We start from the raw sequence: 23,135 nt of genomic DNA, 5'->3' as shown, positions 1-23,135 counted from the left end.
TGCTGCTGTTAGCGCTGTATACTTTGAAGCCACTTTCCCCAACGGAGACTTAGCCGGCTTACCAGAATTCCAATTACGAAAGCAATCGCTACCCCTTTGAGCACCACGCCTACGGGCTGTAGCTCTTCCGGCAGAAATTTATACCTGTACGCCCAATTGGGGTCCAACCCGTAGTACCACGCTTCAGAACCAAAAAACCAATTTCTCGCAAGGGGAGATTCCAACAAAAACCCACTGAACGGGTATTGTATGGCGAGTAGTGCGGCAACAAATGCCAGGCTTATCAAAACTGCTTTGCCCCAGTCACCGCCTTTGAAATGGTGCATAACGAGGTCCATTAACACGGCAGGGACAACCAATACCAGGGGAAACTGGAACGGCTGAAAGTGGGTGACGGGATTTAATATCGGACCTAACTTCGGAACCGCCGGAAACAGCTGCAGGACCAAGTTACAACCGGCCATAATCACCATATAACCAAGTGCAACAGCGGTCATGCCCCATTTTATTCTCAAGCTTCGCCCAAATGCCGGTACGAAAAGCAATACTGCTATAGTAGCAACCTGGTAGAAGAGGGCTGTGCGTTGATTACGCGTGTCCAGGTATTCGTTTAATAGTGTGCAAACCATTGCTAAAAGGCTGGAGGCCGCAACTACAAATAAAAGTTTTAGAATCAGGTCTCTCCGCTCATCGAAAAACGACCCCCCCGAAATACTAGGTCTTTGGTGTAAATTCAGGTATTTCGAAATACTCACACAGGCGCCGAACTGCATAAACAGCATGCCTAAACCAAGCAGCACATGCGGTGGCGAAAGAATCACTACGTCTAGTCCGTAGGTATTGTGCCACCAATCGTCGAAAGGCGCAGAAGTGAGCATAGCTATTGCGCCCCATATGCAAAAAAGTGCACCGAGCGAACTGTAGAAAAACCCCCAGATTTTTACCAGTCCCTGCTTTACTACCGGAGGAGCTGAAAAAGTATTCACCAGAACTTGAATTCCGGAAAATAGTCCACCGAATATTGCCCCCAGATAAATCAGCAAGTGAGGTGGTGATAAAAACTGGTCCCTTCCAATAGTAGTATGCCAGCTGATGTCCCAAAGAATACCAACAATGGTAAAGAGCGACGCAAGTGATACAGCATATACGTATAATGGAATACCAAATACGGTAGTTAGCGTTCGATACGAACGCTTCTGCTTCACGTACTCAGCACCCGGAGACAGGGTTAAAGACATATTGTTTATTATTTTAAAAAGGAGATGCTGCCATGCATCACTGGTAAAATAAAAAATTTTATCAAATAAATGATATTGTCTGTAGCAGGGTAGTGATCGGCTACAGAAAAATTCTTTTCTGTATTTCCACAACTACGGGTTAACCGAATACCCGTGCAAAACTGCCGCAATGAAGTGGTAAAAGAACCCGCCCATTCGAGTCAGGATACTCAATACGTGTTAGGCGAAGATTTTTCACAGCTCTGCTTCCTTCATAAAGCACTCCCGATGCTTTGAAGATTAACGCATTGTAAGTACATTAACGGAGGCTTGTTTGTATTTAAGCATACGTAAAGCTGTTTGTAATGAAGTATCTGTTCCTGGTGTTTTTCCTTATATCAACGGCTACCCTGGCACAACGGGATTCACTGCATGGTGTTTATTCGCTGGAAGGAGTACAGGAAACAGCTTCCGTATTTCAATTAAATCCGGACTCCACCTTTGAGTTTTTTTACTCATATGGTGCTTTGGACCGGTATGGTAAGGGGAAATGGAGACTAGAGCAAAACGAAGTTGTTCTTACAGGAGAACCCTACCCGGGCAAAGACTTCAAAATGGTTGGCAGCAGCATGGCGCCGGTTAAGGGAATGGTGCTGCGGCTTAAAGACAAGAACCCCGTGTTTAATAATTTCTTTTACGCACGGGTAAAAACCACCAAAGGCGATACTATAATTAAGGCTGACCGAACCGGTACCATCAGGTTACCAAAGGTTGTTTCCACCATTGATCTTTTGTTTGAGTTAACACCCGAAAAGATCTCGCCGTTTACGCTTCCGAAATCAACACATAACCAGTTTACCTTTGCGTTTGAACCCTGGATTGCCGAGGTTTTCTTTTCCCGTTTTCGCTTACAAATGAACAACGGCGACCTGCAAGGCAAACATCCGCTTCTAACGGGAGAACGTTACCGGTACGGCAAAATCCATAATCAATGAGGCCTCGTTAGGTCGTAAATCTTCTTGTTTCTGCCTTAGAAAAAACCGTACAAGGGTAATACCTGGCCGACCTGGTTGATTTGGGGGGCAACCGTGAGTTCAATTAGTTTTCCCGCCTACGAAGTTGCTGCACTAAACGGGGAGTTATGGAAAGCTATAGTTGTTCAATATACATCGTACCGATAAAACCCCCCATGATGATGTTGAGCAGAAAACTTTGGTCATTAACCGGACCGTTTGATTTAACGCTTCCATCGAGATTCAGGTCCTCGCGGGCATAATGATTTGTAAGTACCAACGACAGTGAACCACCCAACGCATTATTCTGGATCTGGTCCTGGTCATTTGCCGGCCCGGTGAACCTGACATTTGTGTTCGCATTTGCATTTCCCGCCCTCATACAATAAACACTTCCCCATTTTACATTGGATGAATATGGTTGATTCTGGAAACAGCTACCCAACAAACTAAAGTCGATACTTCCTTGTCCCTGTCCGAAATCAACCGGGGTTGCCGATCTGACGGAGAGGTGGTTCCGGTGTTTTATCGTTACGTAGTACGAGCCGGGCGAAACACCCGGAAAAACAACGTTGGAAGATACCCCATTGGTATCGGTGATTGTACCATCCTGGTGTAAGAATACCGCCCTGCTTGCAACTACCGTGGCTGGTGCGTTTTGATCCCTAAGTTCCACCAGTAACCAGTCGACGATCGAAGTGTGCTGGTAGAAGAAGTCGGTTGGGACAGACTCGGCACCTGCGTAATTAAATGGAGAGAGTTGGTATGGTTGAGCCGGGGCTTTTGATTGTAAAATGCCCAACGTATTCAGCCCATTGTTCATCCTGCCGGTACTAAGGTTGTAAGCACCTTGTAAAAATACTTTTGCTGCCAATGAAATGCCCGATGCACGGGTGATGTTAATGATATAGGTATTTTGTACATCGCCTACGCTAACCTTCACCACTACAGGAGTAAGCCCGGGAGCTAAAGATATCGGTGCTGAAGCTGCCCCATTTGCCGTTACCACATCGTTGATGGTAATGATTGCATTATTATTGCCGGAGCCAGCAACTAAGGTTACACTGTTTACATGTTGACCGACTGTCGCAGAATATTCGAACCTGTTTTGCTGAAACAGGGGGCTTAAAGACGCCTCATTTAACCTGAGACTGGTAAGTAACGCTGCATCATCATAAACGGGATTTGCTGCTGCATTGATTTCAACACCCTGTTCTGCGCCGGAGCACCAAACCCGGTAGAACCGTACATCTGAAACATTACCTGGCAATGCGGTTAAAATTTCGGCATGCAGCGTACGGGTATCCTGGAGCATACCAGCGATGAATGTCGAGTCTGCAATGCCTGAGTTTGTCGCAGCCCTGCTACCCGATCTTGGGAAGACGGTGTTTGGATCCTGCACAATCCGGCCGTTCAGCAGGCGGACGTCCGCCGCTGGAGATGTGGTATTCTCCACATAAGTACTGCCTTTCGACAATACGCCAAGGCCAAGTATCGATGAGTTGCCGCCATTTCCACTGATCGCAATCCGGTCGTCCAGGTGAAGATTCATAAAGGTTGCCTTGCCTGAGAAGTCTTTTACATTCATAATGGGTACGGCAGTTCCGGAAGGAGATGCAAGACGACAACCTTCCGATACGAAAGTACCCGCACCCGTTAACTTCAGGTAGGTGGTATTCATCCAGCTTTCATACCAAACATCCCTTGTCAGAAGGTTTGCCCCGTTCAAAACCTCGTAAGTAAGTTGGTTATCAAATCCAAGCCCCGCATAAAGTACGGTACGTCCTGCGTGTGGGTTTCCGGCTGCGCTGATCGGACCACCAACAACACTAAGTGATTTGGCCGTGCTCTGCGAATACCGCGAGTTTTGTGCAAGCACAAGCGTATGATCAAGGCCATTTACAAGCAGGTTAGACTTATTGAGGTGAAGCTCTACCTGGTGCATGAAAAAGCGTGAGCCTACCTGGTCGACATTATTGATCCTGATATTAACAGCCAGGTTGTTGCCATTTACCGACAGGTCACGTACGGTAACTTTAGAGGGGCCCATTATGTCAATTACCGGGGCAGGAGAGGAGCCTGTCCAGGTAAGCCAGGTTGGCCTGAAGTCGCCATGCCCGTCACCCGTTAGCTGCATATCGGAGCCTGCAGGAACAACCAGCGTTTTAGCTACCTGGTAATTCCCATGCGCAAAGTGAACTACCGGCCTTTTTCCGCTTACCAATGCTGCCTGGTTGATCACTTCCTGTATCATCGCTGCATTTGCACCTGCGGGAACTTCAAACACCTGCCGGTTTAAAGATGGTTGAGTACCCGGTAGCACTGGTTCGATTAGGTTCAACAACGACTCTCTTGGTACAACCGGTTTATCAAACAGTATTTTGCGGCTGCTGGACTGTACGGCGTTGGTAACGGTATAGGTGTTTCCCATACAAAAGAGTTCACTGCTCGGGTCGCTGGCAACGATAACCACTGAGCCGGTAGCCCCCGCACGCGACCTGATTACATTATCAAACAGGGCAACCGGGCCATGATTACGAATGTTTATGGCGGCGGTCAACACGGGGTCAAGTATTTTGTTCCCCTGTATGGTAATCAGGGCAGGGTACCGTTTTAAGGTGGTCGTAATAAATGCCCGGGAGTTTATTGAAGTGTTATCACGGAAGGCAAACAGGCCGGTGTTGTCAATGGAAATGTCACTGGTAGTGGAGTTTTTGAAAACACTGTTGTACACCTGGAAGTTACCTGCACCAAAAATGTTTGTAATCCCAATATTACAATCCTGGAATACGGAACTCCAAACCCAGGCATCCAGCGCATTGAAGTTTCCGAGGCTTATTCCTGCGGAGGTGTTCCTGATAAAACGGCAGCGCATGATTGCCGTTTCTGCAAAGCCGTGTCCAAGAAAGCCTCCCCGGATACCTGTCGCTACGTCTTTAATAATGTCATCGGCATATTCGTTACCGGTATCGAAATAACCTTGTGAACCGTTGTAGGATTGGTCTATTGCGATACTGGCTAAGGCGCTGCCGTCCCAGGTAATGCGGTTAAATCGTGAGTAAGCCGTGCCACTAATGAACATCATTGTCCCGCCCGATGCGCCTGCCCACTTGATGGTTGTATTTGCCGGATCGGCGCCGATTACACTTACATTCATTTTGTAGTTCATCGCCAATTTTGCCGAGATGCGGTATGTTCCCGGGGGCAGGTATACCACACTGGCTTTACTGTCGGCATTGCCAACAGCATCGAACGCAGCCTGCAGTTCTTCGGTATCATCCGCAACGCCGTCACCGGCTGCACCGAATTGGGTTTTAACATTGATCCAGCTTGCAAACGGGCCAACAAATTCGTCGTCGCTCGTGGGGTGACCTGTTTGTGCAACCGCCTGCGTGAGCGAGCATACAAGTAGCGTTAGGAGAGACAAAATGAACAAAGGCCAGGGACGTAAATACGAACTCATCAATAATGGTTATCGGTGGTAAACTGAAATGCTTTCTATGGTTCCTAAAACGGTATGGATGACTTTAAAAGTATTACCAGGAACGCATTTAACAGGAGACCATTATCCGGGTTCTACCGGGTAAAACACGTAACGGTGCATCTCTTCAGCTATAGGCATCCCAGGTCAACGCTATTGATTGAACAAGGCTGATATCTGCAAAACAATGCAGCACTAATCTGGAACCTTTATATCCGGAACACTACCCCTTCTTATTATTTGCGCCAGCGCCGATATGCAACGAGTAAGCGTTGTTATTCGGTGTGGATAAACGATAGTAGGCGGTGTTACAATAGGGACGGCACAAGATCCAATAACGGAACGTACTGGCAGGAGGGAAAATAATCAAAAACCCGGAACAGGTGTACTGATAGTCAAATAAGATCGGTATATAGCAGCCTATGGCGGGAGGAGGTTGGACAAAATATTCTAGGTCAAAGCCGGAGCGCCAGACAAAATCCGTGTGGTTCGATGAGCCGCTTCAGCCTGATCCGGCTGTTAAATCCTTTTAACCATGCTTTATCAGGTGCCGATAAACACGGGTCCGCTTACAACCAGCAGCGTTGCAAGTCGCTTACAAAAGCGGGTTTTTTAGAGCGAAGTTCAAGAACAACAGAAAAAAGATGACGACAGTTCGCCACTCTCTAGATTATCTATTCTCGAAAATTCCAGGTTAAGCCTTCACGCGATTATCGGTAACCACCGGGATTGCAGCAGCTGTAGCTTTATGGGGGAAAAACTTTTCTTTCAGGTAGCGCTGGAATTTCTTTTCAAGTAACCATGAAAAGACCAGGACTAAGGTCAGCCACAGGATAAAATATAGTGCTTTTTCCCAAGGCTCCCGGGGGCGGAAGATTTCGCCCATAAGATACCCTATCGGCCAATGGATGATGTAAATCGAATAGGAAATGCCACCAAGCCAAGCGATATTTCTCAGCATATCGTATCGCTGTTTTACGAAAAACAAAACAGCAGCAAGGGCGAGCAGGACACCTGAAAGCTCCCAGCGAAAATTCTCGTGTATTCTGCCGGTAAAGAATAAGAAGCCGATGATCATGGCTGGGAATGCGAGTGCCGCAGCATATAGAGCCAGCAGCAACTTGCGGTTAATTGCAATATTTCCTGCTTCTACGATGATCAGAAAACACGGGATCATGTTGATGATATCTGCAGCAGATACCATGTCAATGTTGTTATTCTTAAGCCCGATTGCATTTAAGACAACTCCGCCCGGTGCAAGGTGGTTGTATACCATTGCCAGGAAAAAAAGGCAAAGAAGTGCGCTTTTCGAGTTGGTATTTGGGGTTGGGTTAAGTTTAGAAATATAAAGTCCGGTTAGCCAAAAAGCAAACCCACAAAAATAACCGCCGAAAATGGGGGGAACAGCTTTAAACACCCAAACTGCCATACCAAGAGCCAGGCACACGGCAGCCTGTATCGCTATGTTTTTTTTGGTTTTGCCGATAAATATGAACAGTATATAGAAGATGATCTCGTAATGGATGGACCATAGCACAACGTTGGTTACCAGTCGATCTGTCCAGCCTTGCAATAGAAAGATCGCACCGAGGATCTTTGACAAGTTCAGGTCCGGCTCGAAGCTGAAGCAAAAAAGAATGACCAACAGGTAGATAGGATAAATCCGGAAGATCCTTTTTACCAGGTAGTCTTTTTTGTTGAGGTGATCACCGGGATAATTCACACCTATAACATACCCCGAAAGCATAAAAAAGATCAGTACAGCAAGGTGTGCAAAATGACTGTACTCCAGGATTTGGTTGATCGTAGGAAAAAGGATCATGCCGGTTTGCACGTGTGCCAGCGCCACCGTTAAAGCGCAAATTCCCCTTAGGCCTTCCAGTGAATAATTGAATTTCCTGACCTTAACTTCAGTCATAAATGTAAATTGTAGAAAATCGGCGCATGATAGTTACTTTTTATAGATTAGGCAAATTACGCATCGTTCCAATTCCCGCATTTGTTACGGTGCTTAAGCGTACCGGTTGTGTAAACTGTCCCTCAAACTATTCATCACCAGTGGGCAATATTGCTGCCAAGCAAAAAAGCCTTCGTAATTGTATTACCGGCCACGACAGGGTGCAAATTGAATCTGCGTTAACCTGCTCCACCCGGCAAACCTGGCGAGAAAAATCTGAATTCATCGTTGCAATCGTGAGACCGACGGCAAAAACCGGACCTACGCATTACAGAAGTCTTCCTAACCTCACGTTCAGCCGTTGGTCCTCTTTTGAAAACGCGATTGTGCCTGTAACACTTATTTTGTTGAATGGCGCCAGCATTATCCCTCCTCCATACCCTACATGCCATTTATCGGAGGGGTCCCCTGGTTGCCACACCCGTCCATTGTCAAGTAGGGCGACAACACCCATTTTGCCATTGAATAAAAAAGATTTAACAGCGAAATTGTACTGTAGTTCGTTTTGATTGTAAACAGCAGTTTTGCCGTAAAAACGCCAGCGAAGAAAGCCCCTGAGTGTGGCCCCGCCACCAAGACGGTTCAATTGGTAGAATTCCGGGGTGCCGGAAAGTGTAGCAGCACCTGTTTTAACGGCAAGCGTCAGGGAATGCGCCAGCGGCACGTAAAAACCAAATTCACCGGATACCCGGGTTACGGTCTTTTCGGGTTCTTTAAGGTTTTGGATGAATTCACCTGAGCTCTGGAAGCTAATACCCCTGCTTGGAAACAAATTGTTGTCCAGCTTCAAAAATTCATACGAGACCTTACCACCGGCATAATGATCTGCATCAAAAAAACCTGCCGGCCGGTTTACCTCGATAAACTTGTCTTTGTTGTGCAATACTTTTACGAACTGGTAATATCCCGTCAGGGTCACCGTGTGATTAACCGAAAATGTCTGGTCCAGGCTAAGTCCGCCATAATACTCCCTCGTGCGCATACGATAGTAATTACGGTCGTCACTTTTTATCCTGGTGTTATTACCAACCCCGGGGAAATGCGCGTCCCTAACCTCATCGGCGTCGAGCATAATCCCGAGGTTCCATTTACCGACAGCTTGCGTGAACTGTCCGATATAAAGCGCCCTAAACCCCAGTTGCGTGATAGAATAGTTAAGGTGCAAGTCGTGTTGGTACCCAAATGGCGACTTTCGCCATTTTTGCTTCTGGAGGTGGTAAAACAACCCAACATACAATCGATCCTCGTTGGTATAACTAATTCCTGGTTTCAACCATCTTGAATCGTAACGAAAGGAATGGTAATCATAAGCATGTATATCCGGGTTTGTAGATAAGTATAGTTTAGCCCCTTTTGCCGTTGCAAACCCATTATCATGATTGTCGTAGATCTTTATCTTATCAGCCTGTGGTGCAGTGCTGATATTGAAGCTGTCTTTTTTCGGCCCGCCGATGAGCCTTATCTTGATAGCATCGCCAGGATTACCGGTAACGACGTATTTGTCTTTCCCGTTAAGACCATATATGCGTACTTCTTTGGTTTCGTGCGAGTAAATCCGTCGCGCATAATACGGTTGAGCCTTCCTGTTTCCTGAGCTGTCCTGGTCGTACACCTTTACAGAAAGTTCTTTCGGGTTAACCGCAGCAACCTCAAAAACTTCGCGCTGGTGGGTGCCCACTACATCAACACCCTTTGCAAGTAACCGGTAATATTCGGTTGCAAAGTCTACAAGGCTATTTCTTCGGGATTTAAGTTTCGCCTCGATGACCTTTCCCGAAATCGGGTATATTTCGGGAGGTAGTTGCTTTACAGCTTTTTCGATGATTTCATCGGTAAGTGCCTGCTTTAATTCTCTTGCAACGGATAGCCAGACTTCTTTTCCGGACTCATTGGCCATCAATCGGTCGAGGTGACGTGCCTGGAAGTTATACCGCTTGACATCTTTAATCCGGTAACCAAAGGACTGAAGATAACCAAGCTGCTCGCGGCGGGTACCCATGTTTACAAAAAGGCCATCAAACTTTGTAAAAACCTGGTCGCGGTCGCGCGGGATTGGCCGGTATACCTTGTTCCCGTTTTCTTTGAATACGGCCCAACGCCACTGGTCCTCATGCCGTCCCCAATCACTTACAAACATATCAAATAGCCGCGCGCGGATAAATGCTTTCTGATCGACATGGTGATCATTTTCTTCGAAAATTTTGTCAAGTACTTTTTCCGTTCCACTAATGTCTTCTGAGTTGCCGAAATTTATTGCATCAGCCTGGTTACCTGCAGGGCGTTCTTCAAACAGGTATAATTGGTTCTTAAACTCATCATTGTACTCGCCTAGGCCTTTTTGTGCGGGTACAAAAACAATCCGGGGGTTTGTATGAAAGATACCGGCCGCATCGGCAAGGAACGGCACAGCCAGCGAAGCGTAAGGATGAGCAATAGATACCTGGTCGTTAATCACGTTTTCCGAAAAAGTGCCGCGAAAAATTTCGGGTAATGCGCGCCCAAAAGTTTTGTCGATTGAGCGAAGCACATACTGTTTACCGTTCTTGTCTTCAAGCCGCAGCGTTCGTGTTTGCCTGCCGCCTCCTTTTAGAATGGGCTGCAGTCCGCCTGCAAGCGTATCGAGGTAGACAGCGTTAACCTTGACCGGCGTGGACCATTCTTTTCGATAATGCGAGCCCCAGAAGAAATCGTGAAAGGCGGTTTTGCGGTATTGTTTGCCTGCTACCACGATAGCATACGACGAATCCTTGGCAACTTCCAATATGGTGGTTTGTTGAGCTTTGCAAATTGCAGGATGCGACGCAACCAGGTAGAATAACAGGGGGCTTGCCATTGAGCAAAAGCAACGAAAAAGTTGTTGCATGGGGTTGTTTTTTAAGGATTGCTAAGGAAACAAGCATACGCTTAAGTGCAACAACAAAACATGGAAGTAACCTGCTTTTTTGCAGTTTTGGTAACGCCTGAACAGGCGGTAAACGATACCTGTAAGCCTGGCCGAAAAATTTTGATTTCGCGTCTTAGCCTGTTAAGGGCCAGTGTAACAGAGCTTACATTTTGGCGAGTGACTAAGTAGAATATAAGCTCATCTTATTGTCGGGCATCATTCATTTCTATCCAGTAACCGTCAGGATCCTGCAAGTAAATCTGGTGAACCCCATCTACCCGCGTGGTAACCTTCATCGGTTCGTCGCTTGCACTTACATAGGATATTTTGTATCGGGATAAACGTTCGATAAACGGCTGCAACGAGGGAACGCTAAAACAAAAATGATCGCTGCGGTAATGTTTTACGTTCTTTTCTGCTCCCTGTATTACATGCAAGGTTATCCGGTCTGCCATCTTAAACCAGGCATGTTTTTGATCTTTAAAGGGCTCAGGAACCTCTTCAAGCTGTAATACATTCTTATAAAATTCCGTACTCTTCTGAAGATTGTTTACGTAGATGGCAAGGTGATTAAAGGTTATCACGGGCTGAGCTGTTACGGAAGTGGCATATAGAAGTCCAATGCAGAATATACCAATGATTTTTTTCATGAATAACTTTTGGAGATGGCCGCGCCGATGAGCGCAACCCGGTTTGTAACTCCGAAAGTTATACAATTATCATGAGTTCTGCTAGTTGGAAATTGAGTTTATCCGGATCGAATTACGACTTATATACACTCCCAAACGGCATCAAGAAACCACTGCCTGGAGTCATAAAAATGAGCGGATCGCCTGAAACCACATTGGTGGGCAAGTTCATCTGTTTGGTCAGGGGTATACTTTTGGGATATTTCCATAAATACCGTTTCACCCTGCCTGAAGCGGATGGTTTCACCGGCGATATTTACTTCCTGGCTGATGTTGCATACCAGGTAACTTTTACAAGCCCCATTGGCTGGGTCATACGTTGGATAATGACTAAAGTTGTCGAGGTTGAAATTTGCCCCAAGTTCCCTGTTGATACGCTTAAGCAGGTTAAGGTTAAAATCCCGGGTAAGACCTGCTTTGTCGTTATAGGCACTTAAAATAACCCGGGGATCTTTCTTGAGATCGAACCCAATCAGCACGAGGTCACCTTTGGCAAGGTGTTCACGCATCTTGAGGCAGAACTGCCGGGCCTCTTCGTACGGAATGTTGCCTATGTTGCCACCAAGAAATAAAACAATCTTACGTTTTGCAGGGCGTTCGGTTGCTTTCGCCAGCATCTGGAAGTATTCGCCGTTCAGCCCTGTCACCCGGAGCCCGGGCAATCTCGCTGGTAATTGCGTTTGTAGGTTGTTGATTACGTTTGAAGAAATGTCGACCGGCAAATACGTAAACTTTTGATTCCGGCCCAGGATCTCTGAAAGTAAAAAGATGGATTTGGTTGCGTCTCCGGCACCTAATTCAATCACGTCAAAGTCTTCCGAGTCTGGAATGAGTGCTGAAGCGAGATACGCGGTTTGCCGGCTAAAAATCTCGTGCTCACAATCGGTTGGATAGTACTCAGGACAAGCCATGATCTGCCTGAACAATTCATCACCTGCCTCGTCGTAGAAATACTTCGACTCAAGAAATTTGCTTTTGGAGCAAAGGCCCTTCAATACGGACTGTAAGAAAGGACTGTCGGCTGTCAGCCGGACTTTCCCTGGTCCCGTGGAGAGCCTACCTGCCTCGGGAGTACATTCAGACAGTGTTTTGCTTGTTGCGGTGAGTTGTTCCATAATGAGCTATTGTGCGAGCCTTATGCCTGTATATTGCCAGCGAAGTTGCGGATGAAAAAAGTTTCGGTAGGTTATGCGACTATGCCCCGGTGAGGTAACTTCGGAGGCACCCCGTAAAACCTTTTGATTAACCATGAATTTTCCATTGTATTCGCCAATTGCCCCCGGTGCTTTGCTAAAACCCGGGTAAGGAAGATAAGCGCTTTCGGTCCATTCCCACCTGGTTCCCCAATTCAGCTGCGGGGCTGCGATTTCCCACTCAAACTCCGTTGGTAATCGCATGCCCTTCCAGGCAGCAAATGCGGCAGCTTCGTAAAAGCTTATGTGGTTTAAAGTACCGGCCTCGTCAAGCGGTTCCAAACCTCTTAGGGTAAAGTGCTGCCATCCGCCATTGACAAGATGCCAATACATCGGGCATTGAACCGCATTTGATTTGACCCAATCCCAACCTTCTGCATGCCAAAACCGGAAATCCCTGTACCCGCCGGCATTGATAAACGTAAGGTATTCCCCGTTTGTGACCAGCTCTTTAGCGATCTTAAAACCGGGCAGGTAAACTTTGTGCCTGCCCAGTTCGTTGTCGAAACAAAAACCGGTACCCTCAAAACCAATATCGTATAACCCTTCACTTACGCTCATCATGTTACCGGCTTCAACAGCCCCACCGGCGGATTTCGTTGCAGCATCATAGGGCGGAAACAGCGGGTTATGCCCAAGAATATATTTGATATCCGTCCATAATAATTCCTGGTGTTGCTCTTCGTGGTTCAAACCCAGGTTGATGGTATCGGTCAGGGTTTCAGGATAACCATCGCTAAGAAACTTTACCATGGCCTCATCTACATACTTGCGGTATTTGTAAACGTCATCAACCGTCGGGCGGCTAAGATTACCCCGGTCGGTTCGAATTACACGAGCCCCAACCGTTTCGTAATAACTATTGAAAACGTAATTGTAGTTAGGGTCATACTCCTTATAACCCATTGCATGTTCTTTTAGCAAAAAGGTTTCAAAGAACCAGGTGGTATGACCAATATGCCACTTTGGAGGACTCACATCGACAACCGGCTGCACTACATAATCTTCTTTCTGAAGGGGCCCGCAGATGGTTTCTGTTCTTTGTCTGACCGCTAAATACTTATCTAAAAGGGATGATGTGCTCATTTGTTTGTTTTAAGGACCATGGAGCTATCGCCGTAGTCATTTACTTACCAGGGGATACCCGCCGGAATACATTATCACAGATCAAACTGCCATTAGTACTGCTACACCAATTCCTGTTTTTTGTGAACAGCTATATTTTGAAGCCGGTAGCCTGCTGCTTATTGCACAGCCGTACAAGAGTGCGACGCCCGTCCGACTGGCGCACCTGGGCGGGCAACGGCCGTCACGGATATGCTCTGCCGCCTGGCCCAAAAAAGAATGATCCCCGTTTTTACCTGACCAACCCTTTTAGCCGTGTTGATCTATATACAACTTGAGGTCGGAAATGGTTCTAATCTGCAGCGCTTCAGCATCTTCTTTACGGATCATAAGCGCGTACGCGTTATTAAAACCAATGGGTCTTAGCCAATCGAGTTGGTACTGCCGGGAAAACTCACGGCTTACATAAGCGTATACCTTCTCTTTATCGGACATTATACGGTTAAGGGTTGCTTTAGTTGGTTTCAATAAAACCAGCAGCCCGGTGCCGGTATATTCCGGGTAAAGGTCGATCTCGTTATTTCGTATGGCATCAAAGCAAATTTTCGTTCCGCCGAGTCCGGTCTTTGTTTCCACTTCCAATTCGGTGTAACCCCTCAGCAGCATTGTATAGAGTTGCAAAAGAATGTATTGTTCGCCAAATATTTTTGATCCCATCCGGATCAGGCCCTTTTTCCCACCCCTTGGCGGCTGGTAAAGACCCCTGCTGACCAGGAAATCCTGCGCAACCTTTTCGGGACTTTGTTTCAGGTAGTCAACCTGGTAATTCATTTCGGTCATCAACGAGTCGTTGATTTTACCCGACAGCAGGTTGAGTGTGTTTTCGACTTCGGGGTACTGAACTAAAACTTCGTGCCGGACTACCGGGGCGGCGTAATATGGCGGAAAGATAGTTTTATCGTCGTCGAGTACAACCAGGTCGAATGCTTTCAGCCGCCCATCGGTGCTGTAGCCGCTGATTACATCAAGTTGTTTTTCGAAGGCCGCTTTATACATAACGGCATCGCTGATGACTACCGTTCGGATATCCAGGTTATACTTTTCTTTTAGTCCAAGGTAGCCATCGCTGCGGCCCATGAACTCGGGGGTAAAGCCGGCAAGCATACGGCTGCCCAGGACCGTGGGCAGGAGGTAAAACGATGAAAGCAGCACTAAAATGATCGGTAACAAAACCAAAGCTGCCCGTAGTTTCCGGATGTTGAGGTGTTGCGCAAGCGATAAAAGGAAGTCGAACAGGATGGCCAATAATGCCGCCGGGATGGCTCCTGCGAGTATCATGTGGGTATTATTTAAAGCGATGCCGCCGAATATAAACTCGCCGAGGCCGCCGGCGGCTATGTAGGCCGCCAGGGTGGCTACACCTACGTTAATCACGGTTGCCGTTCTGATACCCGCAAGCAAAACGGGCATGGCAAGTGGCAATTCCACCTTTGTAAGTACCTGCCAGCCACTCATTCCCATGCCACGTGCCGCATCGGTAATAGAAGCATTTACCCCTATAATCCCGGTATAGGTGTTACGTATGATCGGCAGCAGGGCATACAACAACAGCGCAACAATTGCCGGTTTAGCGCCAATGCCAAGCAGTGGAATCATAAAACCGAGCAGCGCAATGCTTGGAATGGTTTGCAAAACACCGGCAAAACCCAGGACCGGGGAGCTCCATTTTTTGTTCTTCGCAATCCAGATGCCCAGCGGAACACCGATAAGCACCGAAAGGAATAACGAAACGAAAGTGAGCCCGATATGCGCGTAGGTTTGTTCGAGTATTTTGCCCGATTGTTGCGCAAAAAATTGCCACAATGTTTGCGGTTCATCCATGGAGCCTGGTTTTGTAAAGGGTAAAAGCGCCCATTAACCGTGCGATGTCGAAATGTTTTGTCGCGCCAATGGTTACGACACCAATCTGATCAGCCCTGTGACGGGAAGCGAGCTGCTCCATGCTGCTCCAGAGGGTTGTTGCGGGTTGTATATTTAACCCTTCTCCCTCCATGTGACCTGGTGGCAGTAATGCAAAAACGTCGTTGAGGGTAAGGGCCTGTAATTCGAGCGACAACCTGTTGTTGTTTAAAAAACCGCTGACGAATGCATTTGCCGGTTTAAAAAGTAATTCGGCCGGGCTGCCTGTTTGTACAATCTCACCTTTATCCATCAGGCAAATGCGGTCGCCAAGTTCAAAGGCCTCCTGCACGTCGTGCGTAACAAGCACTATGGTTTTTTTTCGAAATTCTTCAAGCGCGCTAAACTCTTTTTTTATGGCCGTCCGGGTAACCGGATCCAGCGCACCAAAAGGTTCATCCATTAATAAAACGGGAGGATTTGCAGCAAGTGCCCGGGCGAGTCCAACCCGCTGTTGCTGACCGCCACTGAGCTGACCGGGGTACAACTTTCCATATTGCGCAGGTGGCAGATGTAATTTTTCAAGCAACTCATCGGATCGTTGCTGCGTTTTTTTCTTACTCCATTTGAGAAGGGTAGGAACAAGGCCAATATTCTCAGCTATGGTATAATGCGGAAAAAGGCCGTTATGCTGCAAAACATAACCAATGCCGCGTCGAAGGGACTCTCGTTGTTGGGCTCCGACATTGGTACCGTTTACTTCGATAATGCCAGCTGAAGGTTCAACCAATCGATTGATCATCCGAAGGGTTGTGGTTTTACCGCAGCCGCTGGTACCGAGCAAAACCATGTTTTCTCCTTCTTTGACCTCGAACGAAATGTTGTTTACAGCCGGGTTCCCGTTGTACAGCTTACTTACCTGTGTTAGCTTTATCAACCTTGATTATTTATCTAATTTCATAAAGAGGTTGTTCAGTGACTCGGCATACAGGGGATGTGCGAACATCATTTCACGAATGTTGTCGGCCGTAATGCCCCCGGCCATAGCAAGTTGCAATACAGACATAATTTCGCCACCATCCGTTCCGATGATCGCAGCGCCGAGGATTTTCCTGGTGTCGGTGTCAACAATCGCCTTCATGATGCCACGGGTATCCCCCATTTCAATTGCCCTTGCAACGTGCTCCATTGACAATACTGCAACCTCTATGTTCAGGCCGTGTTTTCTTGCTTCCGTTTCGGACAACCCAACCCTTCCGAGTTGCGGATCGGTAAACATGCAGTAAGGTACCACCCTGTTTTTAATCGAAACCTTTCCACCTTGTAAGATATTCTTCCACAACACCACATGGTCGTTGTATGCAACGTGCGTAAAGGCGGGCCCACCCTTAACATCGCCGATTGCGTAAACGCCTGGCTGCGATGTTTCGAGGAATTCATTTACTTCGATGTAATTTTTTCTCATTCACTTTTATACCAGCCTTTTCCACACCGAGATCAATTGTCTGCGGACTTCTACCGGTTGCCAAAAGAACATGGGAGCAGTTGAGTTCAATGGTTTCGTTACCGTGTGCTATTGAAGCCGTAATACCTTCATCGTTTTTTGAGAACCTTGCAGGAGTGGCATTCTTGTAAAAAGTAATTCCCTCTGCCGCCAGTATATTTTCGAGGCACTCGGCAACATCGCGATCTTCCTTGTGTAACAGCTGGGATGAAGCTTCTACCATCGTCACCTTGCTACCAAATCGCAGGAACATCTGGCCAAATTCCAGCCCGATATAACCCGTACCGATGATCAAAAGGTGTTCGGGAATAACTGGGATATCTAGGATGGTTGTTGAGGTCAGATAGGGAATGTCGGCGAGGCCCTGGATGTCGGGAACACGGGTGGTGGTACCAATATTAATAAAAATTTTTTCTGCAGTGATGGCAATAGGTTCAGCCCCGCCGCTGAATACGTTGATGGTTTTCGGGCCCGTAAACCGGGCTTTTCCAAAAAGGATTTCAAGGTTTGGCGTTTTCTCCAGCCCTTTTTGCGCACCATCTCTAAACCGTTGCACAATATCGTTTTTCCGCCGGACGATAGCCGGCAGGTCTACCTGGTAGGCCGGTATATTGATGCCAAGCTGGTGGCTTTCGGAAGCAAGGCGGGCCATCTTTGCAGAAGCAATCATTGTTTTCGTTGGTGTGCACCCGTCGTTAATACAGGTTCCGCCAATCCAGCGACTTTCAATTAAAGCAGTGTTCCAACCTGCATTTGCAAGTTTTTTGGATAACGGTGTTCCGGCCTGACCTGAGCCGATAATTATCGCATCGTATTTCTTCATGTAAACTTATTGGCTGACCCGAACACCTTTCCAAAAAGCAATGTATCCCCTGATGTTTTCCGCTGCCGGCTTTGGTTCAGGGTAAAACCATGCTGCATCTTTATTCGAGCTGCCATTTACTTCCAGCGAATAATAAGATGCCTTTCCTTTCCAGGGGCATTGCGACTCAGTGGAGGAAGGTTGCAGAAATTCCTCCTTTACTGAACCCGGCGGGAAATAGTGGTTATTCTCCACTACAATAGTATCATTACTTTCTGCAATCAGCTCGTTGTTCCAATATGCTTTCATAATTGGTCGTTATCAATGAATTGTAAAGTTAACCTGCTTAGAACAGCCGGAACAGGGAATTAGTTTTTAAACTTAGCATATAACCTTCGTGAATATCGTTGTATGAGAAGGTATTGCGCATCCTAACCTTTCTGGTTTGATTTTTTAAGCTTCATCAGTCAGGTGTTTCCCGCATTTTATAAGTAAATTCCATAATGAACGTTTCTAAGCAACCCTTCCTGGTCCGGTTTTCACTGGTTTTGTTTTGTCTTATTGCCTTTTCTTTTATCGTCTATATCGGCCAGGATGTAATCGTTCCGTTCGCTTTCGCTGGCTTGCTTGCGGTGTTGCTGCTGCCATTCAACCGTATGCTGGAAAAAAAGGGGCTGGGCCGGGTGCCGGCAACATTAATATCGCTCACCATATTCTTTATTGCACTGATCATTGTTGTATATTTTTTGTTTACCCAGATCGCAAGCTTCCTGGACGATTTTCCAACCATTGAACGAAAGCTGCAGCATCATGCCAATACTGCACAACGGTGGATCAGCCAGAATATGCACCTCAGCAAGAAAGATCAAAATGAAGTCATCAAAGAAAGCACCGAACAAATTAAAGAAGCAAATGGCGGAGGCGGGCTGATCGGGCAAACCTTTCTATCGGTAACCGAGTTCCTGCTGGTGATTGTTTTACTTCCCATCTATTCGTTCCTTATCCTTTACTATCGTGATATGATCCGCCAGTTCCTGATCGAACTCTTCCAGGATGGACATCAACAAAAAGTGATAGAAGTAATTAAAGAGTCAAGGGTGGTTGTATACAATTATATGCTGGGGTTAAGCATCGAGATGGCAATTATCACCGTTATCAATACCGTCGGCTTTTTACTCGTAGGCATAAAGTATGCTTTCTTTCTTGGCTTGCTGGCGGCCATCCTGAACCTTATTCCTTATGTCGGTATGCTGATTGCCTCAATTTTCTGCGCCCTGGTTACCCTCACCACATCAAACAACTTATCGGATATTATCTGGGTTTTGGTGGTGCTTACGGTTGTGCAGTTTTTCGACAATAACATCATTATGCCCAAAATCGTGGGCTCGAAAGTAAAAATCAATGCCCTTGTAACCATTATTGGTGTCATCGTTGGGGGAGCGCTTTGTGGGTTTTCCGGCATGTTTTTGTCCATTCCACTTATTGCAATTTTGAAAGTGATCTTCGACCGGATAGATGATATGAAACCATGGGGTAAAATGATGGGTGATGAGATTACCTACCTCAACCGGGGCAAGCTATACCGCCATTATACCGAAATGCGAAAAAAGCGAAGGGAGCCTGGCAATGAACCACGGATCATACCCCAGCCGGAGCAGCACAACCTTAACTGAGTAAACCGGCCGGTCTTAATTGCACTTGCATGCGTGCGGCAACCTGCTGCCCGTTAAGCTGTTGTGAGTTGCGCCATATCCTCAGCCCTTTCACCTAATAAATACACCAGCTAACCTTTTTTGGACTACATTAGACCCGTTTTAATCGATGTTCAAGAAAACATCGCATGAATTTCCAGGTAGCACGGCAAGCCTGCCCGTAGCGGCTTATTCAGGAAGGATTGCATTTTAAGGCGGCGATTTACTCTTATATGTAACCACATCATTATGGAAGGCGGCAAAGAAATAGGTGAAGTTTCAACGGCTGCAAAGAACGCAGTTGCCTATGGCGCCTTCAGAGGATCCAGGCAGCCACGCCTTTTTGGAAACTGGCAGTGGTGCATTGATGAGGCTCATGTTTATTGCAGTGCCGGTTTATTGCAGCTTTACGGGATAGTTCCCGGAGGCGAACACCATATCAGCTCCACAGCTTTCCTCGAATTTGTACACCCTGCTTTTCGCGACCTGTTCAACCAGCAACTTACGCTTGCAGAGGAGTCGGGAGAAGCCTTATTTGAGTACAAGGTAATATCTCCATCGGGGGAAGAAAAGACGATCGGTTGTTGGATGGGAAGCGTAAATGAACGTGGAGGGCGTGTAACCATTGCAGGCAATTGCTGGGACGTTTCGCGCCTTCACCGGGTGGACACTGGTACTCAGCCTGAGCCCTCGCATACGCACGCCGAAGCTGTTGCTAAACTTGCCAGCTGGCAGTGGAACTTCCGATTACAGGAGCTTACATTGTCTCCAAACTTTTTCGCGCTGCTGGCTTTGGACCGGGATCATTTTGAGCTGAGTTACAAAAGCTTTATCGCACTTATACAGATTGAAGACCGGTTTAACATGCTACCCGTTTTTGAACAGGGTACGGTAGAAAATGGTGCATTTGAACTGAGAATGATAAAGCACAGTAACACCCTGGTTTATGTCAAATGTATGTTTGAAACCATCCAATCTGAATCGGGTGACCCGGTGATCGTAGGAACCCTGCAGGATATTTCGGATGAAGTTGAACTACGGCGTGAACTCGAAGAAAAAAAGCTATTTGCCGAGTTGCTTTTCGATACCAGCATCGACCTGATCTCGGCCTATGATCAAAAGACACGTGTAATCGCCTGGAATAAGACCTGTGAAGAAAGATATGGTATTAAGAAAGAGGACGCAATTGGTAGAGAGGTAGTGGCGCTTTTCCCAAACATGGAAGGCGACCCCTGGCTCCACAACCTTACAAGAGCGCTTGAAGGCGAAATCATTTTCCAGACAAACCAGACCTCCTCATCACTTGAAGGTCATTTTGATTACTACCTGCTGCCACTGATTGCTGATGGTGGGGATATCCTTGGCGCACTCTCTATATCACATGACCTTACCGAGATGCGCAACGTAACCAAACGACTCGATGAACTTAACCGTACCCTCGAGGAAAAAAATGAAGAGCTCGAACGAAGTAACAATGAACTGGCTTCGTTTAGCTATGTGGCCAGCCATGATTTGCAGGAACCATTAAGAAAGATCCAAACCTTTAGCCAGCGTATCAGCGAAACAGAAGTAGCGAATCTATCCGAGAACGGTAAAGAGTACCTTAAACGAATGGAATCAGCGGCCAAACGCATGCAGGCCCTTATAGAGGATCTTCTGACCTTTTCGCGGACGAATACCGCCCTCAAGGACCTGGAAGCAACGGACCTGAACAAAATGGCCGAAGAAGTAAAGGCGGCCTTTAAAGACGTAATAGAAGAAAAAAGTGCTCAGGTGGAGATCGTCGATCTGCCGGTTGCCCGGGTGATACCTTTCCAGTTCAGGCAATTGCTTGAAAACTTATTGTCAAACGCACTTAAGTACAGCAAGGTTGACGAACAACCCCGCATCGTCATCAGGTCAGAACTGTTCACCGGGGTCCAGATCAAATTGCACGGGGTAAACATCAACAAAAAGTATTATAAAATCACCGTTACTGATAACGGGATCGGCTTCGAGCAACAATACGCTGAAAAAATATTTGAACTTTTTCAGCGCCTCCATGGCAAACATGATTATCCCGGCAGCGGCCTTGGCCTGTCCATCTGTAAAAAGATCATTCAAAACCACCATGGTTTCATATCCGCAAAGGGAGAGCCGCAAAAAGGTGCAACCTTTACCATTTACTTGCCCGAGTAAGATCCTTAATTAGAATCAAATAATCGTTAACATCGAGATACTGTGCAAATAGAAACAGGCTGCTTCTTAATTGAAACAGCCTGTTTTCGATCGTCGGGTTGACGGGGGATTCGATTCGCGTTAATCGCGCCGGGAACTCAGCAACTATGCTTTTTTCCTGTAAGGAAAATGTCGTGCGAAGTTGCCGGTGATATTTTCGATAACCTGGTTTGCCGGTGTGTTCCAATCGCTCTGTCTCTTGTAAGCATCGTTCCAAAGGGTTTCTCCATTACTTACAATTGAGCAGGTGGCCCTGATGTCGTTGGTCTTATTTACCACGGGAGTCGGAACAGGGTTTTTTACTACGGCTTCAAGAATTCTCCGGCCGGTGTAAATACCCGCTGAGGCAAGGTCGCTCATGAATCGTTCTTTTTGAATTGAGCTCCTTACAATTGCATCCACACCAAGAATTTGAGCAAGCTCACCGTCGTCTTTTGTCCAGGCTTCACGAACGCTGATGCTGTTTTTTTCAAGTAAGGCAAGGGTATTGGTATAAGGTTGAACAGAAACCATCAGGCTTCTTTTACCCTGGTTTGCCCGTTTTAAAATGTTGTTGTAAAGTGCTTCCTGGAAAAGTTTGCTTTCTTTTTCTTCCAATAATTCGATGTCAGCCTGGGTCATGGTACGCGGAAGATTGCCCGTAAGTACCATTTGCGGAGGCAAAATCGCAACCGTTTTATGTTTTGCGCTTTTCTCGGAAAATGAAGAAGAAGTGTAATAACGATGGCATGAACTAAAGAGTAAGATCATACACAAAGCGAGAAGGGTAGAGTTGATTTTCATTCGTTTAGGGGTTTGTTTGCTGGATGTTTTCAAACAAGATGCCAAACGATCAGCTCCTTTTTAGTTATTCGAGCGAACGGTTGATAAATCTGATCAGTGGCTTTAAAGCTACAAAGGCGGCAATAACCTTCTTCAACAGGCCTTTGTCTGTCAGTTCATCGTCCCTCAATGGTTTAATTGCCACAAAACTTTTCAGCTTGATATAGTCGATTGCAGGGTTGGTCTTATCATAACCCTTTGGTTCCCGGCTCAGGCTGTATTCGCCTTTTTGCATATCACCATATTCGGTAATAAACTTTTTGTCTGTGATTATCCGTTGCAGTTCATCCCAGCTATAATCAATTTCCTGGCGAACCTTTTTTAACGCGGGGGCTTCCGGCATCCACAATCCTCCGCCTACCATACTGTTATTGCCTGGTTCAAGATGGAAATAGTATCCTGCAAACCCCGACTTTTTACCACCCCTGTCGAAGCTTGCACCCATATGGTGCTTGTAAGGTGTTTTATCATTACTAAACCGGATATCACGATACTGCCGGAAAACACATTCCTTCACCGTTAAGCCTGCAACTTCTTCGTCTACAATGGCCATGTTATCCAACAACTGTTGCACCAGCAGTTCCCAGTCTTCCTTAGCTGCGTTAAACTTATTCCGGTTGCTTTCAAACCACGGCTTATTATTATTCTCCTTCAATGCCTCCAGGAACCGGAGGGTTTCAACCTTTAGCATACCTGCAAAC

The 23,135-nt window shown here is 46.7% G+C and carries 16 protein-coding genes and 1 pseudogene; 3 read left to right on the top strand and 14 right to left on the bottom strand.

The genetic code is table 11. The features are described from left to right. Window positions 1-8: 8 nt before the first annotated feature. Entirely contained in the window at window positions 9-1,238 is a 1,230-nt protein-coding gene (locus EXU57_RS13660; protein ID WP_133268781.1) for a hypothetical protein, read from the bottom strand. 344 nt (window positions 1,239-1,582) lie between these two features. On the opposite strand from EXU57_RS13660, the gene EXU57_RS13655 reads away from it, so the two are divergent. Then, window positions 1,583-2,212, top strand: a complete 630-nt coding sequence (locus tag EXU57_RS13655; protein WP_133268780.1) for a hypothetical protein — start codon at window positions 1,583-1,585, stop codon at window positions 2,210-2,212. A 919-nt stretch (window positions 2,213-3,131) separates the two neighbouring features. Here the strand turns inward: EXU57_RS13655 and EXU57_RS13650 are convergent. From EXU57_RS13650 to EXU57_RS13605, 11 genes and pseudogenes are all read right to left on the bottom strand, one after another. Continuing rightward, window positions 3,132-5,693, bottom strand: a pseudogene (locus tag EXU57_RS13650) (glycosyl hydrolase family 28-related protein); the annotation flags it as partial. Between the two features lie 712 nt (window positions 5,694-6,405). Further along, window positions 6,406-7,629, bottom strand: coding sequence for an acyltransferase family protein (locus EXU57_RS13645; protein ID WP_133268778.1), 1,224 nt, complete (start codon window positions 7,627-7,629; stop codon window positions 6,406-6,408). Between the two features lie 307 nt (window positions 7,630-7,936). Continuing rightward, window positions 7,937-10,531: a BamA/TamA family outer membrane protein gene (locus EXU57_RS13640; protein ID WP_133268777.1), complete on the bottom strand. Its 2,595-nt coding sequence runs from the start codon at window positions 10,529-10,531 to the stop codon at window positions 7,937-7,939. A gap of 224 nt (window positions 10,532-10,755) precedes the next feature. Next, entirely contained in the window at window positions 10,756-11,202 is a 447-nt protein-coding gene (locus EXU57_RS13635; protein ID WP_133268776.1) for a VOC family protein, read from the bottom strand. 119 nt (window positions 11,203-11,321) lie between these two features. After that, complete coding sequence (locus tag EXU57_RS13630) at window positions 11,322-12,356, bottom strand: L-histidine N(alpha)-methyltransferase (protein ID WP_133268775.1); 1,035 nt, start codon at window positions 12,354-12,356, stop codon at window positions 11,322-11,324. Window positions 12,357-12,362: 6 nt separating this feature from the next. Beyond that, window positions 12,363-13,520, bottom strand: coding sequence for an ergothioneine biosynthesis protein EgtB (egtB, locus tag EXU57_RS13625; RefSeq protein WP_133268774.1), 1,158 nt, complete (start codon window positions 13,518-13,520; stop codon window positions 12,363-12,365). Between the two features lie 288 nt (window positions 13,521-13,808). Further along, a complete protein-coding gene (locus EXU57_RS13620) occupies window positions 13,809-15,380 on the bottom strand; it encodes an ABC transporter permease/substrate-binding protein (protein ID WP_133268773.1) in 1,572 nt (523 codons plus the stop codon). Further along, window positions 15,373-16,335: an ABC transporter ATP-binding protein gene (locus tag EXU57_RS13615; protein ID WP_133268772.1), complete on the bottom strand. Its 963-nt coding sequence runs from the start codon at window positions 16,333-16,335 to the stop codon at window positions 15,373-15,375. Before EXU57_RS13615 ends, EXU57_RS13620 begins: the two co-directional genes overlap by 8 nt. Before the next feature lie 6 nt (window positions 16,336-16,341). Further along, window positions 16,342-16,863, bottom strand: a complete 522-nt coding sequence (locus tag EXU57_RS25770) for an FAD-dependent oxidoreductase (protein WP_262708554.1) — start codon at window positions 16,861-16,863, stop codon at window positions 16,342-16,344. After that, window positions 16,835-17,725: an FAD-dependent oxidoreductase gene (locus tag EXU57_RS13610; protein WP_262708553.1), complete on the bottom strand. Its 891-nt coding sequence runs from the start codon at window positions 17,723-17,725 to the stop codon at window positions 16,835-16,837. Before EXU57_RS13610 ends, EXU57_RS25770 begins: the two co-directional genes overlap by 29 nt. A gap of 6 nt (window positions 17,726-17,731) precedes the next feature. Continuing rightward, window positions 17,732-18,013, bottom strand: a complete 282-nt coding sequence (locus EXU57_RS13605) for a DUF427 domain-containing protein (RefSeq protein WP_133268771.1) — start codon at window positions 18,011-18,013, stop codon at window positions 17,732-17,734. A gap of 194 nt (window positions 18,014-18,207) precedes the next feature. Here EXU57_RS13605 and EXU57_RS13600 point away from each other — a divergent pair, with 194 nt between their 5' ends. Then, entirely contained in the window at window positions 18,208-19,377 is a 1,170-nt protein-coding gene (locus tag EXU57_RS13600; RefSeq protein WP_133268770.1) for an AI-2E family transporter, read from the top strand. A 267-nt stretch (window positions 19,378-19,644) separates the two neighbouring features. Continuing rightward, the gene (locus EXU57_RS13595) at window positions 19,645-21,573 is read left to right on the top strand and encodes a sensor histidine kinase (RefSeq protein WP_133268769.1); all 1,929 of its coding nucleotides are present in this window, start codon (window positions 19,645-19,647) and stop codon (window positions 21,571-21,573) included. 144 nt (window positions 21,574-21,717) lie between these two features. Here EXU57_RS13595 and EXU57_RS13590 read toward each other — a convergent pair whose 3' ends face one another. Together EXU57_RS13590 and EXU57_RS13585 are read right to left on the bottom strand one after the other, a co-directional pair. Next, window positions 21,718-22,395 (bottom strand): hypothetical protein, encoded by a 678-nt coding sequence (locus tag EXU57_RS13590; RefSeq protein ID WP_133268768.1) that lies wholly within the window; start codon window positions 22,393-22,395, stop codon window positions 21,718-21,720. 64 nt (window positions 22,396-22,459) lie between these two features. Then, window positions 22,460-23,125 carry a DUF2461 domain-containing protein gene (locus EXU57_RS13585; protein WP_133268767.1) on the bottom strand — a complete coding sequence of 222 codons (666 nt, stop codon included), beginning with the start codon at window positions 23,123-23,125 and terminating at the stop codon, window positions 22,460-22,462. Window positions 23,126-23,135: the final 10 nt, after the last annotated feature.

This window comes from Segetibacter sp. 3557_3 (assembly GCF_004354985.1).
Lineage (GTDB): Bacteria > Bacteroidota > Bacteroidia > Chitinophagales > Chitinophagaceae > Segetibacter.
This window is presented reverse-complemented; position numbering and strand designations above follow the sequence as displayed.

Excerpts from the sequence above, each read along its gene's own strand:
- EXU57_RS13660 (WP_133268781.1), bottom strand. The coding sequence starts at position 1,238 with ATGTCTTTAACCCTGTCTCCGGGTGCTGAGTACGTGAAGCAGAAGCGT.
- EXU57_RS13655 (WP_133268780.1), top strand. The coding sequence starts at position 1,583 with ATGAAGTATCTGTTCCTGGTGTTTTTCCTTATATCAACGGCTACCCTG.
- EXU57_RS13645 (WP_133268778.1), bottom strand. The coding sequence starts at position 7,629 with ATGACTGAAGTTAAGGTCAGGAAATTCAATTATTCACTGGAAGGCCTA.
- EXU57_RS13640 (WP_133268777.1), bottom strand. The coding sequence starts at position 10,531 with ATGCAACAACTTTTTCGTTGCTTTTGCTCAATGGCAAGCCCCCTGTTA.
- EXU57_RS13635 (WP_133268776.1), bottom strand. The coding sequence starts at position 11,202 with ATGAAAAAAATCATTGGTATATTCTGCATTGGACTTCTATATGCCACT.
- EXU57_RS13630 (WP_133268775.1), bottom strand. The coding sequence starts at position 12,356 with ATGGAACAACTCACCGCAACAAGCAAAACACTGTCTGAATGTACTCCC.
- egtB (WP_133268774.1), bottom strand. The coding sequence starts at position 13,520 with ATGAGCACATCATCCCTTTTAGATAAGTATTTAGCGGTCAGACAAAGA.
- EXU57_RS13620 (WP_133268773.1), bottom strand. The coding sequence starts at position 15,380 with ATGGATGAACCGCAAACATTGTGGCAATTTTTTGCGCAACAATCGGGC.
- EXU57_RS25770 (WP_262708554.1), bottom strand. The coding sequence starts at position 16,863 with ATGAGAAAAAATTACATCGAAGTAAATGAATTCCTCGAAACATCGCAG.
- EXU57_RS13610 (WP_262708553.1), bottom strand. The coding sequence starts at position 17,725 with ATGAAGAAATACGATGCGATAATTATCGGCTCAGGTCAGGCCGGAACA.
- EXU57_RS13605 (WP_133268771.1), bottom strand. The coding sequence starts at position 18,013 with ATGAAAGCATATTGGAACAACGAGCTGATTGCAGAAAGTAATGATACT.
- EXU57_RS13600 (WP_133268770.1), top strand. The coding sequence starts at position 18,208 with ATGAACGTTTCTAAGCAACCCTTCCTGGTCCGGTTTTCACTGGTTTTG.
- EXU57_RS13595 (WP_133268769.1), top strand. The coding sequence starts at position 19,645 with ATGGAAGGCGGCAAAGAAATAGGTGAAGTTTCAACGGCTGCAAAGAAC.
- EXU57_RS13590 (WP_133268768.1), bottom strand. The coding sequence starts at position 22,395 with ATGAAAATCAACTCTACCCTTCTCGCTTTGTGTATGATCTTACTCTTT.
- EXU57_RS13585 (WP_133268767.1), bottom strand. The coding sequence starts at position 23,125 with ATGCTAAAGGTTGAAACCCTCCGGTTCCTGGAGGCATTGAAGGAGAAT.